Genomic DNA, 19,211 nt, shown 5'->3' with positions numbered 1-19,211 from the left:
ACTCCCCCCATTCTTATCAGGTGTTGCGCATCGGAAGATGCTGCGTTTTGATGTTAGCGTAGGACAAGCTGTTGGCGTTGACCAGACGTCTCGGCAAAATGGGAGGACGAAGAATGGGATCGCAAAAGGTGGCCTTGTTGGGCACAGGGCTGATGGGCTTTCCCATGGCGCGCAATCTGGCGCAGGCGGGCATGGACCTCACGGTGTGGAACCGGACGCGGGCCAAAGCCGACCCTCTGACTCAGTTTGGGGCGCGGGTCGTGGATACGACCACCGAAGCGGTCACAGGGGCGGATGTCGTCATTACGATGATGAGTGACGGGCCGACGGTTTTGTCGGTGATTGACGACGTGAAGGGTGCCCTGAGCGAAGGGGCCCTGTGGATCGACATGTCCTCGACCAAACCGGGTGAGGCGCGCGCACAGGCTGACGTCTTGGCGGGGATCGGAGTCGCTCATCTGGATGCGCCAGTGTCGGGCGGCACCAAAGGGGCCGAGGCTGCGAGCCTTGCTATCATGGTGGGCGGTGCTGCTGAGAATGTGACGCGTGCAGAGCCTGTCCTAAGTGCGATGGGTCGCCCTGTGCACGTCGGCCCATCCGGGACCGGGCAATTGTCCAAGCTGTGCAATCAGACCATCGTCGCGGTGACCATTGGTGCCGTGGCCGAGGCGATGCTGCTGGCCCAGGAGGGTGGCGCCGACCCTGCTGCTCTGAGGGCGGCGTTGAAGGGTGGATTTGCTGACAGCACCATCTTGCAACAGCACGGAGAGCGGATGACGACCGGAAATTTTGAGCCCGGTGGTTTGTCAAAATTCCAGCTTAAGGACCTCAACAACGTATTGGTCGAGGCCGAGGCCGCGAATCTGAAATTGCCGATGACCCAAGGCGTGCGGGATCGATTTGCCCACTTCGTAGACAACATGGGCGGGGCCGATCGGGACCATTCGGGTCTTTACCTTGAACTGCGAGCGCAAAACGGGATGGACACATGATGCGGGTACTTATTCTCGGTGGTGGTGGCATGGTGGGTCAGAAACTGGCCCACAAGCTGGAGGCCGAAGGGCTGGACGGTGCGCCAGTCACTCTGACGCTGCATGACATGGCGTTTCCTGAGGGTGGCGCGGGCAAGGATCGCCGGGTTGGCAACCTGTCTGTGGCCGCCGAAGGAGCCGCGCTGGCGGCTGAACGCTTCGATGTAATCTATTTCCTCGCCTCCATCGTTTCGGGCGAGGCAGAGACGAATTTTGATCTCGGCTGGCAGGTGAACATGCTGCCGATGTGGCATTTCCTTGAGGCGTTGCGTGCGCAGCATCGCGCGACAGGTGGGGAATATGTGCCTCGGGTCGTTTTCACCTCGTCCATTGCGGTGTTTGGGGGTCCCTATCCGGACAAGATCGGAGATGAATTCCTGACCTCACCCCAGACCAGCTATGGCGCGCAAAAGGCGTCTTGCGAGTTGATGGTGCAGGATTTCAGCCGCAAGGGGTTCATTGATGGGATGTCCCTGCGCCTGCCGACGATTTGTGTGCGTCCGGGCAAGGCCAACCTTGCCGCTTCCTCCTTTTTCTCGGGCATCATTCGTGAGCCTTTGAACGGGATGGAGGCCATCTTGCCGGTCGATGATACGGTGCGCCACTGGCATGCATCGCCCCGCTCTGCCGCCGGGTTTCTGGCCCATGCCGGGACGCTGGACACAGACCGGTTAGAGGGACGCCGGGCGCTGAACCTGCCGGGCCTGTCCTGCACTGTTGCCGAACAGATTGAGGCGTTGCGCGAAGTTGCCGGCAACAACGTCGTGGCCTTGATCAAGCCGCAGCCGGACGAGGCCATCGCCAAGATTGTGGATGGGTGGCCGCGCAATTTTGCACCGGAACGGGCCAAGGCGTTGGGGTTTGAGGCGGAAACGACGTTCCGCGAGATTATTGACGTGTATGTGGCTGAGGATTTGCCGGGGCGGTAAAGCCAATAGGAAAAGAACGGCGCGCAATGCGATGGGAAGCTGCCACATATGACACATTTTTCTGGTCTTTCTTCCTCGAGCGGTCTTTCGGATGTGCTTCGTCTGTTCCCGCGCAATTCGGATCAGGTTCTGCGCCTGCTTGATGGCATCATGTGTTCGGACGGGGCTTTGTCGCGCGGCGAACGAGAGGCGATTGCAGCGTTTGTTTCAGAGCTTAACACGACCCCTTATTGTGTGTTTTACCACACGGTGTTTTCCGAAGTTTTTTCCGGTTCGATTGAGGCGACCAACGCGCGAATCCAGCCATTGCTTGAATATGCGCGCTGTCTGCACCGCCGAAACAGCGACGGTATCGCGGAGGCTTTCGAAGCTGTTTTGCGCTCGGGTTGGACTGAGGAGGCTGCCTATGAGGTGGTCGAAGTCTGCGGCATTTTTGATCTGATCAACACTGTTGTTCTGGCGTCGGGGATCTCAACGCCCAAAGCCCCTTTGGCGCCTTATCCCACGTTGGATGGTCTTCGAAGTCTGTACACAGATATGGCCGATACCGTTTCAAGCTGAGATTCACCTGAGAGTTTGCGTGGCTTCGCGGCTGGTGCATGCCGTGTGGTTGGACCATCAACCCTATCGCCTAGCCGGTGAGGTGCCGCGCCAAATGGTCATGGATTTTCTGCCGCGTCAGAGCCTCATCTCCTGAAAGGGCCGCATCAAGGATCTGCTGGTGGTGCTTGATGTTGTTCGAGATGAAATCAAACTGCCGATCTTCGACCATCAGTTGCTGGCGAAACCTGCAATAGATCTGGTGGTGCGTGGTGCGCAAGGAATCAGATCCGCAGGCCGAGATCAGCGTTTCGTGGAATTGCCGTTCGGCGGCGAACCACAGATCGACAAAAGGGGCGGTGTCGTCGGCGGATTGCAGGCGCATCTCAAGATGGCTGAGTTGGTGATGGGCGGCCGTCAGCTGAGCCTCCCATGCGATGCCCCCTAACCGAATCGACATGGCCGTCCCTTCGGCCTCAAGCAGAACACGCAGGTGGGTCAGTTCGTTGACAATCTTTGCGGATTTTTGAGGAACGCGAAAGCCCCGCTGGTCGCGAAATTCGACCAGACCAAGGGTGGAAAGTCGGAACAAAACCTCACGTATCGTACTGGCTGAACAGCCAAATTCCTGCCGCAGGTGTTCGGCCCGAAGCTTTTGCCCGTGTGCAAACCCGTTGGTCATCAGCCGGTACTTAAGGGTCTCGTAAATGTCAGTGTTCTGGAGCAAGCGGCACCGCCATGAGCTGTTTCAGTTCAGAGTAGTAAATCGTAAAATCTCGAAATTTCAACAAAATCTCAAAAATAACCAATATTTCCAGTTTTCTGTTGTCGTGCGTGAAATCTCCGCTTAGCCTCGGAAACACAGCGCGTGAAAGTGGGCCCAAGACCCGAATGCGTGCGATGAAAAATGTATCTGGGAGGATAATATGACATTCATGAAGAAGGCGGCATCCGTCGCCGCCGTGGCTGCGCTTGCGGCAAGTACGGCAATGACAGCTGGCGCGCAGGAAACCAAACTGCGCATCCAAACACACTACGCACCAGAAACCGTGTCGGGTAAGCTGGCCGCTCAATACGTCGAAGACATTCAGACAATGTCCGGCGGCGGCATCCAGGTTGAAATGTTCTACAGCTCGTCTGTTGTGAAGTCGGTTGAGACTTTTGACGCGGCAGCCACGGGCATTCTTGACTGTGACATGACCGGTGGTGGCTACCAAACTGGTAAAAACTCGGCGTTCCAGTTTGTGGGCGACATCATGGGCGGCTACGAAACGCCTTACCAACAGCTGAGCTGGCTGTATTTCGGTGGCGGTCGTGAAGCAGCGGCACCCCTGTACAACAAGTACGGCATGGAGCTGATCGGCTGGTGGGTTTACGGTCAAGAGTCGTTTGCCTCTTCCAAGCCAATCGAGAAGGTTGCTGACTTTAAAGACTGGAAATTCCGTTCGCCCCCCGGCATGGAAACCAAAATCTTTGAAAAGCTGGGCGCCTCGCCCATCGTGATGGACTTCACCGAGATCTTTACCGCTCTGGAAACAGGCATCATCGACGGTGCGGACGCATCTGGTCTGGCCAATAACGTCGGCCTTGGTCTCTATGACATCGTTAAGTATGCAAACTTCCCCGGCTTCCACTCGATGCCTTCGGATCACCTGGCGTGCAACAAGGCCGTGTTCGACGCGATGCCCGCAGCGCACCAGACGATCATGAAGGTCGCTATGGAAGCACTGGCTCTGCGCACCGCGCTGACGTTTGAAAAAGCGAATGCTGAAGCGGCGGCTCAACTGCGTGCAGACGGTGTGACTTTGTCTCAGTGGGCGCCTGATGAGCTGCAGAAGTTCCGCGATGCAGCCCAAGCCACATGGCCTGAGTTTGCTGATACGCCAGAAGCCAAAGCGTTGGTGGAATCGCACCTCGGTTACCTGACGCAACTCGGCCTCGTGTCCCAGTAAGCGACTATGCTATCAGGGGTTCCGCCATGGCGGGACCCCATCCACTTGAAGGCGCACGATAAGACGCGCTCAAGAATTTTCGGGACAGGGGGATTATGTGATGCAGGTGCGTTCCGGCACTCTGATTGAATGGCTCGTGCCAATGGCCTTCATCTTTGCCGCAGGCTGGGTTGTGTGGCACATGCCCGCTTTCACCCTGACGTTTTTTCCACCGACTGATCCGTCCGAATTCGACAAGCTGTCGGCGCTGTTTGGCCGTGTGGACGTCACTCCCGGTTTGAGTGGCTTGTTCGGTGGAACTGCTGACATCGTTGATTGGCTGGCAATGATTTTCATTCCGATTTTGATCTATATCGGCGTACGCACTGTGCGCCGCGCTGGCATGGAGTTCGAAAGCTGGAAGCCGGCAGACCGACTGGCTGTCTTTATCGGCCGCATCACCATGATGCTGATCGTGTGCCTGACGTCCGTGATGCTTTACGAGGTGATGCTGCGCTATGTGTTCGAAGCGCCCACACTCTGGGCCAACGAAATGTCACTCTGGCTGGCCGGGTTCGTGTTCTTGTGTGCGGGCCTTTATGCGATGCAGCAGCGCAGCCATATCCGAATTGTCCTGCTATATGATGCAGTGCCGCGCTGGCTCCAGCGTGTGTTCGACACGATTTCCACCGTGCTAATCGTCACTTTCGCATTCTTTCTAATCTATGGCGGCTATGGCGAGGCATTCGACAAATTCTATCGCTGGGAAACCTTTGGCACCGCCTTTGATCCACCGATTCCTGCCACGCTGAAACCCATGGTTCTGCTTATTGTCGGGTTGGTGGCCATTCAGGCTGTCGTCAATCTGATCTCTGACTGGAACAAGGAAGAGGTCCACTACGGTGGCGACGATCTGGACGAAGACGAGATCGCCCGCATCAAAGCCCAAGTCGGAACGGACGGTGTCGGCGACATCGACGTGACCGGTCAGCACGTTTCCGCAAAGGACTGATCCATGGATATTGGTACAATTTCTCTGGTCCTGATGTTGGGCCTGATCCTGCTTCTGGCCATCGGCATGCCGCTGGGTCTTGCATCGGCTGTTTTGGCCGTTCTGGTGCTGGTGATGAAGTTTGAGCCCGAACTTCTTCTGGCTCCCTGGACCTTTGGAGATGGCATTTTGACCGGCAGGCCCGGATCGGGGCCGCTCAATATCTTAGCTCAGAAAATATATGGGCTCTTAACGGACTATGTCCTCATATCCATTCCGCTGTTCATCTTCATGGCCGCACTGCTCGAACGCTCGGGTATCGCAAAGGAGATGTATTCATCTCTCAATGTCTGGCTGAACCGCACTCGCGGTGGCATCGCCATCGTTACATCGATCATGGCCGTAATCATGGCCGCGATGTCAGGCATCATTGGCGGTGAAGTTGTTCTGCTCGGCTTGATCGCGTTGCCGCAAATGTTGAGGCTTGGCTATAACCAGAACCTCGCGATCGGTGTGATCTGTGCATCCGGTTCGTTGGGCACCATGATTCCCCCGTCTATCGTTCTGATCATCTATGGCCTCATCACTGAAACCTCGATCAAGGCGCTGTTCACTGCGTCCTTTATCCCCGGTTTCATGCTGGCCTCGTTCATCATCATCTACATCATCATTCGCACACAGCTGAAACCAGAGGACGCGCCGCTGCCCGAACCGGTCGAAGGCGAACCGCAAGGCGGCGAAAAGGCGGGTCTGTTCCTTGCCTTCCTCAACGTGTTGGTTGCTGGTTTTGGTACGGCGCTGTTCCTGCGAGCGTGTTTCTTTGAATTCTCCGGGTCGAACGCGGCGAACACGGGTGATGCGGCCTTCTGGGGCACATCCGAATACATCTACATCTTTGGTATCATGGTGGCTGTCAGCCTTGGTCTGGCCTTTTTCGTCTTTGGTAAGGAACGCACTTTGACCGGCTGGTCGATGGGCAAAGGTCTTGTCCCGCCCATTGTTGTGATCGGCGTTGTCATGGGGTCGATTTATGGTGGGATCACCGGGATCACCGAAGCGGCTGGCATGGGCGCGGCAGCGGTCTTTATCATTGCGCTTTTGCGTGGTGAAGCCTCGACCGAACTGGTCTGGGACTCGCTGATGCGCACATTGAAATCCACCGGCACGATTATCTGGGTGACCATTGGTGCCGCCACTCTGGCGGGGGCCTACACCATTGCAGGCGGGCCGACTTATGTGGCCGATTTTATCGTTGGCTCTGAACTGCCCACCATGTTGGTGATTCTGCTGATGATGCTGATCCTGCTGTTCATGGGCGCATTCATGGACTGGGTCGGGATCGTTCTGCTGATCATCCCCGTCTTCCTGCCCATCGTTCTGCGCTTGCCCTTGGACGAGATTGGTCTGTTTGGAGAGTTGAACCCGCGCCACGTGGCGATCTGGTTCGGGGTGGTGTTCTGTATGAACATGCAGGTGAGCTTCCTTTCGCCACCCTTTGGCCCTGCGGCGTTCTATCTGAAATCAGTTGCTCCGCCGCACATCACGCTGACCGACATCTTCAAGGGTTTCCTGCCATTCATTGGCATCCAGCTGATCGCGCTTTCGGTGCTACTGATCTATCCGCCGATCATATCCATCCTGCTTTAGAGGAGGGGGAGAATGCTGACCGACGCCCAAGTCACGCAGTTCTATTCGGCGGGATATCTGGTCGTTGATGATGTGCTGCCCTGTGATGTGCTGGGCAGTGTGAGGGCGGAATATAGTGATCTTCTGGACTCGCTTTATGACGGATGGTCAGCGGAAGGGCGCGTGCCGGATGGGCGTGACATGGATTTCTGGGCCAAGCTCAGCGCGTCATATGCCGCAGGCTGTGATTGGTTTCAGCCCATGGACATCAGCCTGCCGGGAGGCGAGATCGCGCCGGATACGCCCATGCATTTTGGACCTGCCATTTTTGATTTGGTTATGCACGAACGCATCCTTGATCTGGCGGAGGCATTGATTGGGCCTGAACTGACGCTCAACCCGATCCAGCATGTGCGCATCAAACCCCCTAGCCCTCAGTTGGGTGCAGAGGAAACGCGCGCGCATATCACCCGCACCGACTGGCATCAGGACCGCGCCGTGGGGTTGGAGGAAGCGGATCAGACGGACATGGTCACCGTTTGGGTTGCGATTACGGATGCCACTTTGGACAACGGTTGTCTTCAGGTTATGCCCGGCGTTGATGCCGGTATGTTGCCCCATTGCCCGCAGGTGCAGACGGCGATTGCACCCAAGTTTCTGGATGTTGACCGTGCCGTGCCGTTGCCTGTGAAAGCGGGGGGCGTTGTACTGTTTCATCCCTTGGTGCCACATGCGTCGCTGCCGAACATGTCAGATGGTTTTCGCTGGTCTTTTGATCTTCGCTTTTCCAAGACTGGCCAGAATACGGGGCGTGAACACTTTCCAAGTTTCATTGCACGCAGCCATGTGACACCAAAGGCAGAACTGAAGGATTGGCGGGTCTGGCGTGATGCATGGTTTGCGACGCGCGACCGTCTTGCCGTGAACCCGCATATTCCGATCCACCGCTGGGCGTCCGACGCCCCGTATTGCGCTTGAGAGAACAAATGGATTTCATTCGTCTTGATGAAACAGACACTGTCGTAACCGCCACCCGCGCTCTCGAAGTTGGGGTTACCATTGAAGCCGCCAAAACGCGTGCCCTGATTCCGTCGGGACACAAGATAGCCGCTTGCGACATGGCAAAGGGCACTCCGATCCGCAAATACGCGCAAGTGATCGGGTACGCGGCGCAGGACATCGCAGCAGGCGATCACGTGCACACACACAACGTCGAATTCCGCGCCACGGATGTCGATTACGAATTTGGCACAAACCTACGCCCCGCCACGCCCTCGGGCGGAGACACCTTTATGGGATATCAGCGCGCAAACGGGTCGGTGGGCACGCGCAACTACGTGGCCATTGTGACATCTGTGAACTGCTCGGCCACTGCGGCCCGCATGATTGCCGCGCATTTCACACCGGAGATTCTCGCGGCTTACCCCAACGTGGATGGCGTCGTTGCCTTTGTGCATGGCACTGGCTGCGGCATGGCTGACTCAGGGGATGGGTTCGAGGCGTTGCAACGTGTCATGTGGGGCTATGCCCGCCACCCCAACCATGCCGCTGTTCTGATGGTGGGCCTTGGGTGCGAGATGAACCAGATCGACTGGTTGCTCGAGGCGTGGGGGTTGAAGCAAGGGCCTACGTTCCAGACGATGAACATCCAGTCTGTGGCCGGACTGCGCCGCACGATTGAAAAGGGTATCGAGAAGGTCGAGGCGATGTTACCCATCGCGAATGAGGCGACACGCACACCTTGCCCTGTCTCTGCACTGAAAGTTGCGTTGCAGTGCGGTGGATCGGATGCGTGGTCTGGGATCACTGCCAATCCGGCATTGGGTTATGCGACGGACCTGCTGGTGGCCCAAGGGGGCACCGGCGTGTTGGCCGAAACGCCCGAGATTTACGGGGCAGAACACCTGTTGACCGCCCGCGCGGCGGATCGTGCGACGGGCGATCGCCTGATCGGTTTGATCAAATGGTGGGAAGATTACACAGAGCGCAACAAGGGCAGCATGGACAACAACCCCAGCCCGGGAAACAAGGCTGGAGGGTTGACCACTATCCTTGAAAAGTCACTGGGTGCAGCGGCCAAAGGGGGCACCACCCCACTGACGGGCGTCTACAAATACGCGGAGATCGTGCGCGAAACCGGGTTCACCTTCATGGACAGTCCCGGCTATGACCCAGCCAGCGTGACAGGGCAGATCGCGGGAGGGTGCAATCTCGTGTGCTTTACCACCGGGCGCGGGTCTGCCTTTGGATCGAAACCGGCACCCACCATCAAGGTGGCCACCAATTCTGCGATGTACAACCGCATGACCGAAGACATGGATGTGAACGCAGGTGCCATGTTGACGGACGGCGTTTCCCTTGAGGAAAAAGGGCGCGAAATCTACGACCTGTTCCTCCGCGTCGCGAGCGGGGAAATGAGTAAATCCGAAGCACAGGGCCTTGGGGACTATGAATTCGTCCCATGGCAGATTGGCGCGGTGATGTGATGGAGTGTCTGAGCGCTGAACAGAAACTACACTTTGAAGAGCATGGGTATTTGCTGGTTGAAAATCAGATACCCGGCGATTGGTTGAAGAAAATCAGGGACGAGATCGCCCGGTTTGAGGCCGAAGCCGCGACCATGACAGCCAGCAATGATCGCCTTGATCTTGAAGACAGTCACACGGCGGACGATCCGCGTCTGCGGCGGATCAAACTGCCTCACACGATATCGGATGTGATGCGCGATCTGATGTATTCCGATCATGTACTTGCCCCGGCGCGCGACCTGATCGGGCCAAATCTGCGTCTGCACACAACCAAGCTGAACATGAAATCAGCGGGCTATGGGGCTGCGGTTGAGTGGCATCAGGACTATGCGTTTTATCCGCACACCAATGACGACATCCTTGCCATCGGTATCTGCATTGACGACATGGCGCCGGAAAACGGGCCACTTATGGTCTATCCGGGCAGCCACAAGGGGCCAGTGTTTGACCACCATGTAGACGGTGTGTTTGCAGGTGCGATGCTTCCCCAAGAAAACGGCCTGAACCCCGACGATGCGGTCCAACTGACCGGCCCTGCCGGATCGATCAGCATTCACCACGGGCGCATCGTCCATGGTTCTGCCCTGAACACGTCGGACCGCGCGCGGCGCATCCTGTTCTATGAAATGATGGCGGCGGATGCTTTTCCCATTATGGGAAGCATGACCAAATGGGCAGGCATCGAAGACTATAACACGCGTATGCTTTGTGGTGAACCCACTCTTACGCCGCGCCTCAAAGACATCCCGATCCGCATTCCGCAACCACAACCGGATGTGCCGATCTCGATTTATGAAATCCAGAAGGGGCTGAAAACACGCGCCTTTGACACCATTCCGCACAAGGAGAAGACCAAATGAGCAAACCGACAATTGGATTTATGGGCCTTGGCCTGATGGGCGGCGCTATGGTCGGACGCTTGCAGGATCAGGGCTACGCGATGAATGTCATTGCGAACCGCACCCGCACGTATGTGGATCAGGCAATCGCGCGCGGCGCGACTGAGGTGAGCACAAGCAAAGAACTGGCAGAAGCCTCTGACATCGTGATGCTGTGTATGGATACCTCTGCAAATGTCGAGGCGCGGATGCGCGGTGCGAATGGGGTGATCGCAGGCTTGAAACCGGGTGCAATAGTGATCGACTTTGGCACGTCTTTGCCTGCCTCGACCAAGGCGCTTGGCGACGAGGTGGCGGCCGCTGGTGGTCAATACCTTGATGCGCCGCTGGGCCGCACGCCGTCGCATGCCAAGGATGGGCTGCTGAACATCATGGGGTCGGGGGACAAGGATGCCTTTGATAAGGTCAAACCTGTGCTCGACGATCTGGGCGAGAACGTTTTTCACCTTGGCGCACTTGGGTCTGGGCACACGATCAAGCTGATCAACAACTTCTTTGGAATGACTGTCGCCAACGCGATGGCCGAAGCCTTTGCTATGGCGGACGTTGCGGGCGTTCCGCGGCAAGACCTTTACGACGTTGTTTCGGCTGGTCCGCTCAAGTCCGGCATGATGGATTTCGTCAAGGGATATGCGGTGGACGGTGATCCGAACCAGCTTGCTTTTGCGATCAAGAACGCGGCCAAAGATGTGGGGTACTACGCGCAGATGGCTTCGGATGCCGGGGTTGAATCCATCATGTCCAAATGTGCGCTGACCGCACTAAGCACCGCGCGGGATGCCGGGCAAGCCGATGATATGGTCAGCCAGATGGTCGATTTCTACGCTGACCGGTTCAAGGGGTAACACCGTGGCCATCGCGGCACGCGCACAGCAAGACCGCGCGGCCCTCGGCATCGCAATGACGCTGGGGGCCTATGCCTTTTTCTCCCTGATAGATACGTCGGTCAAATGGCTGATTGTGGCTGGCCTGCCCGCGATGCAACTGGCGTTCATGCGGTACCTGCCGCATTTCATCATCTCGACGGCACTGGTGCTGCGGCAGGGGGCCAATTGGTCGAACTTTCAGACAGATCACCTTGTGCTGGTGCTGTTTCGAGGATTTCTGCTGGCCTCAGCCACGATGTTCAACTTTATCACGCTCAAGTATCTGTCTCTGACGGTGACGGGATCGATCATGTTTTCCGCACCGATCATCGTTTGCGCGCTAAGCTGGCCTTTGTTGGGTGAACGGGTCGGCCCCTGGCGCTGGGGCGCGATTATGTTGGGTTTTGTTGGCGTTTTGATTGTGATCCGACCGTTTAATGCGGACTTTCACTGGATCGCGCTGCTCAATGTCTACAATGCGGTGTCGCTTGCGCTTTACTCGATTATCACCCGCAAATTGTCCGGGGTGGTCGCGGCAGAAACCATGCAGTTCTATATGGGCGCTATGGGTGCCGTGATGCTGTTGCCATTTGCGTTGAACGTCTGGGTTACGCCAGAGACCCCTCTGCAATGGGGGCTTATGATCGGGCTTGGATTGTGGGGATGGGCGGGCCATGAAATATTTTCGCGCGCACATGCCTATGCGCCGGCCAATACGCTGATGCCTTACACCTATAGCTTCCTTCTGTATCTGGCCATCGCCAGTTATGTCGTGTTCAATGACGTCCCGGATGGGTGGACCATACTGGGTGCAAGTATCATCGTTTGTTCAGGATTTATCGTGTGGTGGCGCACGGGGCGAAAGGAAACCGCATGAAAATCGCAGCAATTGGCGAGGCAATGATCGAGCTATCGATGGCGGGAGATTCTGCTGGTGTAGGTGTGGCCGGTGATACGCTGAATACAGCCATCTACCTCAAACGCAGCGCGCCGGAGTTGCAGATCGATTATATCACTCGGTTGGGCACGGATGCTTTTTCAGACCGAATTGCGGATTTTATCGCATCCGAAGACATCGGCACGGGTGGCATCCAACGTGATCCCCAAGGCACTCCCGGTCTTTATGCCATCACCACCGATGATACTGGCGAACGGTCCTTTACCTACTGGCGCGACAGCTCTGCGGCGCGGCTGACATTTGTGACAGATCAGGGGCCTGATTTTGCGGCACTTGCACAGTATGACGTGATTTATCTGTCCGGCATCACGATGGCGATCCTTTCCGCTTCTACCCGGTCTGCGTTGATGCGGTTTTTGCAGGCGTTTCGCAAATCCGGAGGGCGTGTTTGCTATGACAGCAACTACCGGGCCCGTCTTTGGATGGATCCAGAAACCGCCCGGACTCAGAACGAGGCGATGTGGGCGTTGTCTGATATCGCGTTGCCGTCTGTTGATGACGAACAGGAGATCACTGGTGAAACGCCCGAGGTCATCGCACGTCGTTTCCTTGATCTGGGGCGCACCGGAGCGTTGAAGCGCGGTGAGTTGGGGCCGATGTGCTTGCAGACGGGGGCAACCTACGATTTCCCCAAGGCAGAGACGGTCGTCGACACCACGTCGGCGGGTGACAGTTTCAACGGTGGGTATCTGGGGGCGTCGTTGACGGGGGCCTCGCAGGCCAACGCATTGCGAGCTGGGCATGACCTTGCGATGCAGGTTGTGGGGCACAAAGGTGCCATTCTACCAAAGTAGGTGGGGATGCTTTGCGAAAGGGGGCAAAGGTCACAATGGATGTGTTGCTGATTGGCGCGGGCATGGTGGCCCAGACCCATGTACTGGCGTTGCGGGACAACCAGGCGGGGTTGCGTCTGGCGGGTGTTCTGGGTCGTGACCCGGTGCGCACAAAGGCGTTTTGCGCGCAGGCAGGGGATACTGTCGGACATGCGGTCCCAGCATTCACGGATGTTGGGGAGGCTTTGTCTACCCCACCTGATATGGCCATCCTGATTACCCCGCCGAACGCGCGGGCTGGTTTTGCCGATGCTTTGGCGGAGGCCCGAGTTCCAACGCTCATGGAAAAACCGATTGAGCGGACGCTGGATGCGGCCCGTGCAATCGGGGCCACCTATGCCCGCTTTGGTGTGCTGGCCGGTGTGTGCTTTCAGCACCGCACGCGCGCGGCGTCTCAGGCGTTGAAGGCCAAACTGTTGGCAAGTGATCTGGGCGACATTGTCCACGTGGACATCCGTGTTCCTTGGTGGCGCGATCAGGCCTATTACGATGAACCCGGGCGCGGCAGCTATGACCGTGATGGGGGCGGCGTGATGATCAATCAAGCGATCCACAGCCTTGATCTGGCTCTGTGGTTGGTCGGGTCTGTCGCGCAGGTGCAGGCCCAAATGCGCACCAGCCCGTTGCACCGTATGGAAGCCGAAGACATTGCATCGGGCCTTTTGACCTTTGCCTCAGGGGCGTCGGGTGTGTTGAGCGCCAGCACAGCCGCCTATCCGGGAGGTGCGGAAAGCATAGCGATCACCACGACCAAAGCGCAGGTCCTGCTACAGGGCGATAAACTGCGGATCGACTGGCATGACGGCCGACAAGACTTGATGACCCCCGATACAAGTGCGGGCACAGGTGGTGGCGCTGATCCGATGGCGTTTTCCCATGGCTGGCACCAGTCCATGATCGAAGATTTTGCGCAGGCAGTGCGCAACGAGGCGGCCCCTTTGGTCCCCATGGACGAGGCGTTGCACGTGCATGCCGTCATTCATGCAATGGAACAAGCCGCGCGCAACCAAACACTTACGGATGTTCCCACATGACCCTTAGTTTCGTCGCCCTTGGGCTGGATCACCGTCACATCTATGGCATGACTGAAAACATGGTGCGCATTGGTGGTCGCTGCCTTGGCTATTGGACTGACGGTACACCGCAACCGCTGGCGGGGTATGTCGAACGTTTTCCTGAGCTTCATCGGTTCGCGACCCTCGAGGATGCGCTTGCGGCTGGCGCTGACCTTGCTCTTGTCTCTGCGATCCCTGCGGATCGCGCAGCCTTGTCTATTCGCGCGATGCAGACCGGCCATGATGTCATGACGGACAAGCCGGGTTGCACCACCATCGAGCAGTTGGATCAGATCAAGGCAGCGGTGGCCGAAACAGGTCGTATCTGGTCGATCAATTTCTCTGAACGTTTTGAGGTCCCTTGCGTTACGTTGGCGGATCAATTGGTCCAAGAAGGAGCCATTGGGCGTGTGGTCCACACAACCGGCCTTGGCCCCCACCGTCTAAATCGTGCAACGCGCCCGGAATGGTTCTTTGAGCGGGATAGATACGGGGGCGTGCTGACGGATATTGCGTCACATCAGATTGACCAATTCCTTCATTTCACTGGCTCCGAAAGTGCTGACGTAACGATGGCACACGTCGCCAATCACGCCAATCCGGGCGATTCAGGTCTGCAAGATTTTGGAGAGGTTGCACTTCGTGCGCCCCAAGCTTCGGGTTACATTCGCGTGGACTGGTACACCCCAGATGCCCTGCCGAATTGGGGGGATGGCCGCCTGACCTTGCTGGGCACTGACGGCTACATCGAGTTGCGCAAGTACGTGGATGTAGCTGGCCGCGCAGGTACGGACAGCCTGATCCTGGTCAACGGCGCGCGCTGCGAAACCATGGACGGGCGCGAGGCCGGGTTGCCCTATTTCGACCGCTTTGCACACGATATCGCGCACCGGACTGAGACGGCCATGAGCCAAACGCACTGCTTCAAAGTCATGGAGCTGGCCCTTGAGGCGCAGCGCCTTGCAGAGGCAGGTGTATCATGATCCGCGTTGCTATTCTTGGTGGTGGAATTGGGGCGCAGCACCTCGCGGCATATCGGGAGTTGGACGCGTTCGCGGTTACGCACCTTGCTGATCAGGATGCAGACCGGCGCGCAGCATTATGTGGTGACGACATTGTGGGTCTGGCGGATATAGACGCTGCATTGCAGGCGGACGTTGACGTGATCGACATATGTTTGCCGCCGCACATGCACGCACCGGTCGCTATTGCTGCTGTGGAAGCTGGAAAACATGTGATCTGCGAGAAGCCGCTGGCGACATCAATGGCGCAGGTTGATGCCATCCGCGCCGCTGCACGCAAGGCGGGCAAGCAGGTCTTTCCTGTGTTTCAGTACCGCTTTGGTCCAGCATTTGATCAGTTGAATGCTTTGCGTGCCGCCGGGATGACGGGGCGGCCGCGCGCAGCGTCAATTGAGACGCATTGGAATCGTGCGGCGGATTATTATGCCATTCCTTGGCGCGGGACTTGGGCGGGTGAACAGGGCGGAGCAGTTCTGGGGCACGCAATCCATGCGCATGATCTGTTGTCCCATTTTGTGGCGCCCATCCGCCAAGTAACCGCGCGGCTTGGAACACTCGTCAATCCGATTGAAACGGAAGATACTGCCGCACTGATCTTTGATCTTGAGGGTGGGGCCATCGCGACGAGTTCGATCACCCTTGGGGGCGCGACAGATGAAACGCGCTTGCGCTTTGTTTACGAACACCTGACAGCGACTTCACACACGCTTCCGTACACTCCCGGTGAGGGAGAGTGGACTTTTAAGGCCCGCGATCCGGACCGGCAGAGAGAGGTAGATGCTATCGTTGCGAACGTCCCCTCGCGTCCATCCGGATTTGCAGGCTTCCTTTCGGAAATTGCCAACTCCCTCGGTGGAGAGCCAAACTCTGCTGTCTCTCTTGAGGACGGAGCGGGTTCGATTGAGCTGGTGACGGCGATCTATGCCTCGCATCGCAGTAGCATACCTGTGGCGTTGCCCTTGGGCGCCGACCATCCAATGTATGAAGGGTGGCAACCATGACGCGGATTGGGGTGGCCGGGGCGGGTTTGATTGGGCGGCAGCATATCGCAGCCATCGATCGAACGCCGAATGTGACACTGTCCGCGGTGCTTGATCCTTCGGTGTCGGAAATGGAGTGGCCGCGTGCGCGTGACTTGGCGGAACTAGCGAGAGTGTCTGACGGAATCATTCTGGCGGTGCCAAATGCGTTGCACGCGCCGATGGCCAAGGAGCTGATCGGTGCGGGTTGCCCAATGCTGATCGAAAAACCGCTGGCCGGTACTGCTGCCGAAGGTGCTGATTTGGTGGCTTGTGCTGGTGATGTGCCCATTCTTGTAGGCCATCATCGCCGCCATAACCCACTCGTGGCCAAGGCCAAAGAGATCATCGACTCTGGTGTCTTGGGCGCTCTGACGGCAGTGCATGGGCAATGCTGGTTGCCCAAACCCGACCATTATTACGAGGCCGACTGGCGGCAGGGCGCGGGTGCAGGACCGTTGTTTATTAACTTGATCCACGATGTGGATGTGCTGATGCACCTGTGTGGACCGATTGCGAGTGTACAAGCCTTCGAGAGCAACGCAGTCCGAGGGGCAGAAGCCGAGGAAGTCAGCGTTGCCATTTTACGATTTGCCAACGGTGCGCTCGGTACAGTGAACTTGTCTGATGTTAGCCTTGGCCCGTGGAGTTGGGAGCTGACGGCTGGCGAAAACCCAGCCTACCCCAAGACGGATCAATCCTCCTACTTGATTGGTGGAACACATGGATCACTTTCCCTTCCCAACCTTACCGTATGGAGCCAAAAAGCTGGCCCGGACTGGTGGGCGCCGATGGATCAAACGCGCCATCCCTTGCCCTTGAGTGATCCACTGTCTGCACAGATTTCACATTTTTCTGACGTGATCGCAGGCCGCGCGGCACCGCTGGTCAGCGCGGCGGACGGTTTGCGCGCGGTGCAAGTGATCGAAGCCATCAAGCACGCGGCGCAAACCGGTACATCCATCGATATCCACTGAAATTCTGAATCGCCTTTTGCCAATCCTGTGCTAGCCTGATGGCGCGCGCCAAAGCGTGCCGCGATAGGGCAGGGGGTGTCTTTTGGACCTGCCCGGCGTCCGCGCATGACGTGAAACCCCACCGGAAAAATGGATGAGAAAAGGAGCATCTGATGCCGTCAGTGGGTGTTATTGGATTGGGAGATATGGGCAGTGGACTGGCCAAGAACCTGATCGCCAACGGATTTGAAACTTGGGGCCGGGACGTGATCCCGGAACGCCACAGTGCCTTTGCGCAGATGGGCGGCCACGCCGCGACCTCAACTGCCGATGTGGGGGCAAATGCCCAATACGTCTTTGTCATGGTGATGAAGGGGGCCGAGGCGCATGACGTTATCCTCGGCGAAGGCGGCTTGGCCAGTTCCATGGCACCCGGCGGAACCATTTTGCTGACTTCAACCATCAAACCGGCTGAGGCACGTGCCATTGGTGAAGGGTTGAAAGATACAGGCCTCAAGTTGATCGACAGCCCAGTATCGGGTGGCTATCCCGGAGCGCAGGGCGGTACTCTGACTATGATGGCCGCTGCGCCAGACAACGTTCTGGGCGATGCGCGGCCGGTGATGGAGGCTGTGTCCGCCTCTATCCATCACGTCGGAACGGCGCCGGGCGAGGGTCAGGTTGTCAAAGCGTGCCTGCAATCCCTGATCGGGTCCATCTTTTCCGCGACATTCGAAGCTGCCGCACTGGCCGCTAAGGCAGGTGTGCCGGGGCAAGTGATATTGGACGTGTTTTCAACTTCATCCGCGGGGTCTGGCATCACCAACAATGCACTGGAAAAGATCATCGACCGTCAGTTCGAAGGGACGGGAAGCCACATCAACACCATGCATAAGGACCTGACAATCTCGATGGCCCTGGGCGAGGAGCTTGGCGTCCCACTCCATACGGCGGCGGCTGCGATGCAGATTTTCCACGCCGGACGCACCCGCCACCCTGATGGAGACAACTGGGTTGCAACCCGTGTGATCGAAGAGATCGTGGGCGCCGAGTTGCACCGCGACGGCGCCAAGGTGACCCGATGAAGCTGGGTGTTATCACCGACGGGATCAGCCGGGATTTGGCCCATGCCATCGACGTTATGGACGAATTTGAGCTGACCTACGCCGAGCTGCAATTCGTAGGCGATACTGAAGTCGGCGATCATCCCGCAGAGGAAATCAGAGCTATCAACAGCCTTCTGCGCGACCGGGGAAAGCCGGTTAGTTGCCTGTCCCGGCACATATTTGCCGGTACCACATCTGCGAACCGGCCCGGCGATCCTTTGCACACCCAGCATATGGACGCGCTCAAGCGAGCGATCGACATGGCCCATGTGGTCGGCAGCCCGCTGGTGCGCATCATGACTCCGAAGAAGGAACAAATCCTGTGGGGTCGAAATGGAGCAGAACGCTGGAATGTCGCCAAGGGCGCTTGGGATCAGGTGGCTCCGTTGATTGCACCCGCGGTGGAATTGGCGCGGAGTGAGGAAATCACGCTGGTCGTCGAAACCGGCAACGGGACCATGGTCAACTCGAACTACACTGCGCGCAAGTTGATCGAAGAACTGGACGCGGCCGACGTGCTGAAGGTGCTGTGGGATCCCGCGAACAACTGCTGGTGTCACGAGCTGGCCTATCCGGACGGGTATGATGAGGTGAAAGCCGGCCTGCTTGGCCATATCCACATCAAGGACGTGCTGGTCGATACGCCCCGTGCCACGTTGGAAGTGCGTGAGATGGGGCACGGGCAATTGGGTCCGTTGTTCAAACCCATGGCGGATGCCTTGCGCAGTGACGGCTACGCAGGTGTTGTGTCCTTCGAAAGCGTGTATCACCCCGGAAACGGCGATTTTGAGGCCGGGTTCCGCGCCTGTATCGACCGTTTCCGTGAGATCTTTGAGCCTGCCTGACGTCTGGCTCAAACGACCCCGCCTTCGCCATTCGTCGCGCGATCTGTGCGCCAAAAGAATTGTGATGTGCTTTGTT

Annotated in this window: 19 protein-coding genes; 18 read left to right on the top strand and 1 reads right to left on the bottom strand. The window is 57.7% G+C overall.

Annotation, left to right across the window (positions count from 1 at the left end; translation table 11 throughout):
- Positions 1-98 precede the first annotated feature (98 nt).
- From DHN60_RS16130 to DHN60_RS16120, 3 genes are read left to right on the top strand one after another with little or no spacing between them, the layout of a single operon-like run.
- On the top strand, positions 99-992 hold the full coding sequence (locus DHN60_RS16130) for an NAD(P)-dependent oxidoreductase (protein ID WP_108838362.1): 894 nt from the start codon (positions 99-101) through the stop codon (positions 990-992).
- Positions 989-1,960, top strand: a complete 972-nt coding sequence (denD, locus tag DHN60_RS16125) for a D-erythronate dehydrogenase (RefSeq protein ID WP_199913691.1) — start codon at positions 989-991, stop codon at positions 1,958-1,960. The genes DHN60_RS16130 and denD overlap by 4 nt, the downstream gene beginning before the upstream one ends.
- A 48-nt stretch (positions 1,961-2,008) precedes the next feature.
- On the top strand, positions 2,009-2,521 hold the full coding sequence (locus tag DHN60_RS16120) for a hypothetical protein (RefSeq protein ID WP_108838361.1): 513 nt from the start codon (positions 2,009-2,011) through the stop codon (positions 2,519-2,521).
- Between the two features lie 70 nt (positions 2,522-2,591).
- Here DHN60_RS16120 and DHN60_RS16115 read toward each other — a convergent pair whose 3' ends face one another.
- A complete protein-coding gene (locus tag DHN60_RS16115; protein WP_108838360.1) occupies positions 2,592-3,227 on the bottom strand; it encodes a GntR family transcriptional regulator in 636 nt (211 codons plus the stop codon).
- Between the two features lie 199 nt (positions 3,228-3,426).
- Here DHN60_RS16115 and DHN60_RS16110 point away from each other — a divergent pair, with 199 nt between their 5' ends.
- The 15 genes from DHN60_RS16110 (at position 3,427) to DHN60_RS16040 (ending at position 19,135) form a co-directional block, all read left to right on the top strand.
- Complete coding sequence (locus DHN60_RS16110) at positions 3,427-4,452, top strand: TRAP transporter substrate-binding protein (RefSeq protein WP_108838359.1); 1,026 nt, start codon at positions 3,427-3,429, stop codon at positions 4,450-4,452.
- A 100-nt stretch (positions 4,453-4,552) separates the two neighbouring features.
- Positions 4,553-5,443, top strand: coding sequence for a TRAP transporter small permease subunit (locus tag DHN60_RS16105; protein WP_108838358.1), 891 nt, complete (start codon positions 4,553-4,555; stop codon positions 5,441-5,443).
- Positions 5,444-5,446: 3 nt separating this feature from the next.
- Complete coding sequence (locus DHN60_RS16100) at positions 5,447-7,069, top strand: TRAP transporter large permease subunit (protein ID WP_108838357.1); 1,623 nt, start codon at positions 5,447-5,449, stop codon at positions 7,067-7,069.
- Between the two features lie 12 nt (positions 7,070-7,081).
- Positions 7,082-8,026: a phytanoyl-CoA dioxygenase family protein gene (locus DHN60_RS16095; RefSeq protein ID WP_108838356.1), complete on the top strand. Its 945-nt coding sequence runs from the start codon at positions 7,082-7,084 to the stop codon at positions 8,024-8,026.
- Between the two features lie 8 nt (positions 8,027-8,034).
- Positions 8,035-9,534: a UxaA family hydrolase gene (locus DHN60_RS16090; protein ID WP_108838355.1), complete on the top strand. Its 1,500-nt coding sequence runs from the start codon at positions 8,035-8,037 to the stop codon at positions 9,532-9,534.
- Positions 9,510-10,436, top strand: a complete 927-nt coding sequence (locus DHN60_RS16085; protein WP_234423668.1) for a phytanoyl-CoA dioxygenase family protein — start codon at positions 9,510-9,512, stop codon at positions 10,434-10,436. Before DHN60_RS16090 ends, DHN60_RS16085 begins: the two co-directional genes overlap by 25 nt.
- On the top strand, positions 10,433-11,320 hold the full coding sequence (locus tag DHN60_RS16080; RefSeq protein ID WP_108838354.1) for an NAD(P)-dependent oxidoreductase: 888 nt from the start codon (positions 10,433-10,435) through the stop codon (positions 11,318-11,320). The genes DHN60_RS16085 and DHN60_RS16080 overlap by 4 nt, the downstream gene beginning before the upstream one ends.
- A 4-nt stretch (positions 11,321-11,324) precedes the next feature.
- Positions 11,325-12,218, top strand: a complete 894-nt coding sequence (locus DHN60_RS16075; protein WP_108838353.1) for a DMT family transporter — start codon at positions 11,325-11,327, stop codon at positions 12,216-12,218.
- Positions 12,215-13,093: a sugar kinase gene (locus DHN60_RS16070; RefSeq protein WP_108838352.1), complete on the top strand. Its 879-nt coding sequence runs from the start codon at positions 12,215-12,217 to the stop codon at positions 13,091-13,093. The genes DHN60_RS16075 and DHN60_RS16070 overlap by 4 nt, the downstream gene beginning before the upstream one ends.
- Positions 13,094-13,128: 35 nt before the next feature.
- Positions 13,129-14,166 carry a Gfo/Idh/MocA family protein gene (locus tag DHN60_RS16065; RefSeq protein ID WP_108838351.1) on the top strand — a complete coding sequence of 346 codons (1,038 nt, stop codon included), beginning with the start codon at positions 13,129-13,131 and terminating at the stop codon, positions 14,164-14,166.
- Positions 14,163-15,170: a Gfo/Idh/MocA family protein gene (locus DHN60_RS16060; protein ID WP_108838350.1), complete on the top strand. Its 1,008-nt coding sequence runs from the start codon at positions 14,163-14,165 to the stop codon at positions 15,168-15,170. Before DHN60_RS16065 ends, DHN60_RS16060 begins: the two co-directional genes overlap by 4 nt.
- The gene (locus DHN60_RS16055) at positions 15,167-16,210 is read left to right on the top strand and encodes a Gfo/Idh/MocA family protein (RefSeq protein ID WP_108838349.1); all 1,044 of its coding nucleotides are present in this window, start codon (positions 15,167-15,169) and stop codon (positions 16,208-16,210) included. The genes DHN60_RS16060 and DHN60_RS16055 overlap by 4 nt, the downstream gene beginning before the upstream one ends.
- Positions 16,207-17,205 carry a Gfo/Idh/MocA family protein gene (locus tag DHN60_RS16050; protein WP_108838348.1) on the top strand — a complete coding sequence of 333 codons (999 nt, stop codon included), beginning with the start codon at positions 16,207-16,209 and terminating at the stop codon, positions 17,203-17,205. Before DHN60_RS16055 ends, DHN60_RS16050 begins: the two co-directional genes overlap by 4 nt.
- Positions 17,206-17,357: 152 nt before the next feature.
- On the top strand, positions 17,358-18,269 hold the full coding sequence (locus DHN60_RS16045) for an NAD(P)-dependent oxidoreductase (RefSeq protein WP_108838347.1): 912 nt from the start codon (positions 17,358-17,360) through the stop codon (positions 18,267-18,269).
- A complete protein-coding gene (locus tag DHN60_RS16040; RefSeq protein ID WP_108838346.1) occupies positions 18,266-19,135 on the top strand; it encodes a sugar phosphate isomerase/epimerase in 870 nt (289 codons plus the stop codon). Before DHN60_RS16045 ends, DHN60_RS16040 begins: the two co-directional genes overlap by 4 nt.
- The last annotated feature ends 76 nt before the right edge of the window (positions 19,136-19,211 follow it).

This window comes from Tateyamaria sp. Alg231-49 (assembly GCF_900143535.1).
In the GTDB taxonomy this organism is placed as follows: Bacteria; Pseudomonadota; Alphaproteobacteria; order Rhodobacterales; family Rhodobacteraceae; genus Tateyamaria.
This window is presented reverse-complemented; position numbering and strand designations above follow the sequence as displayed.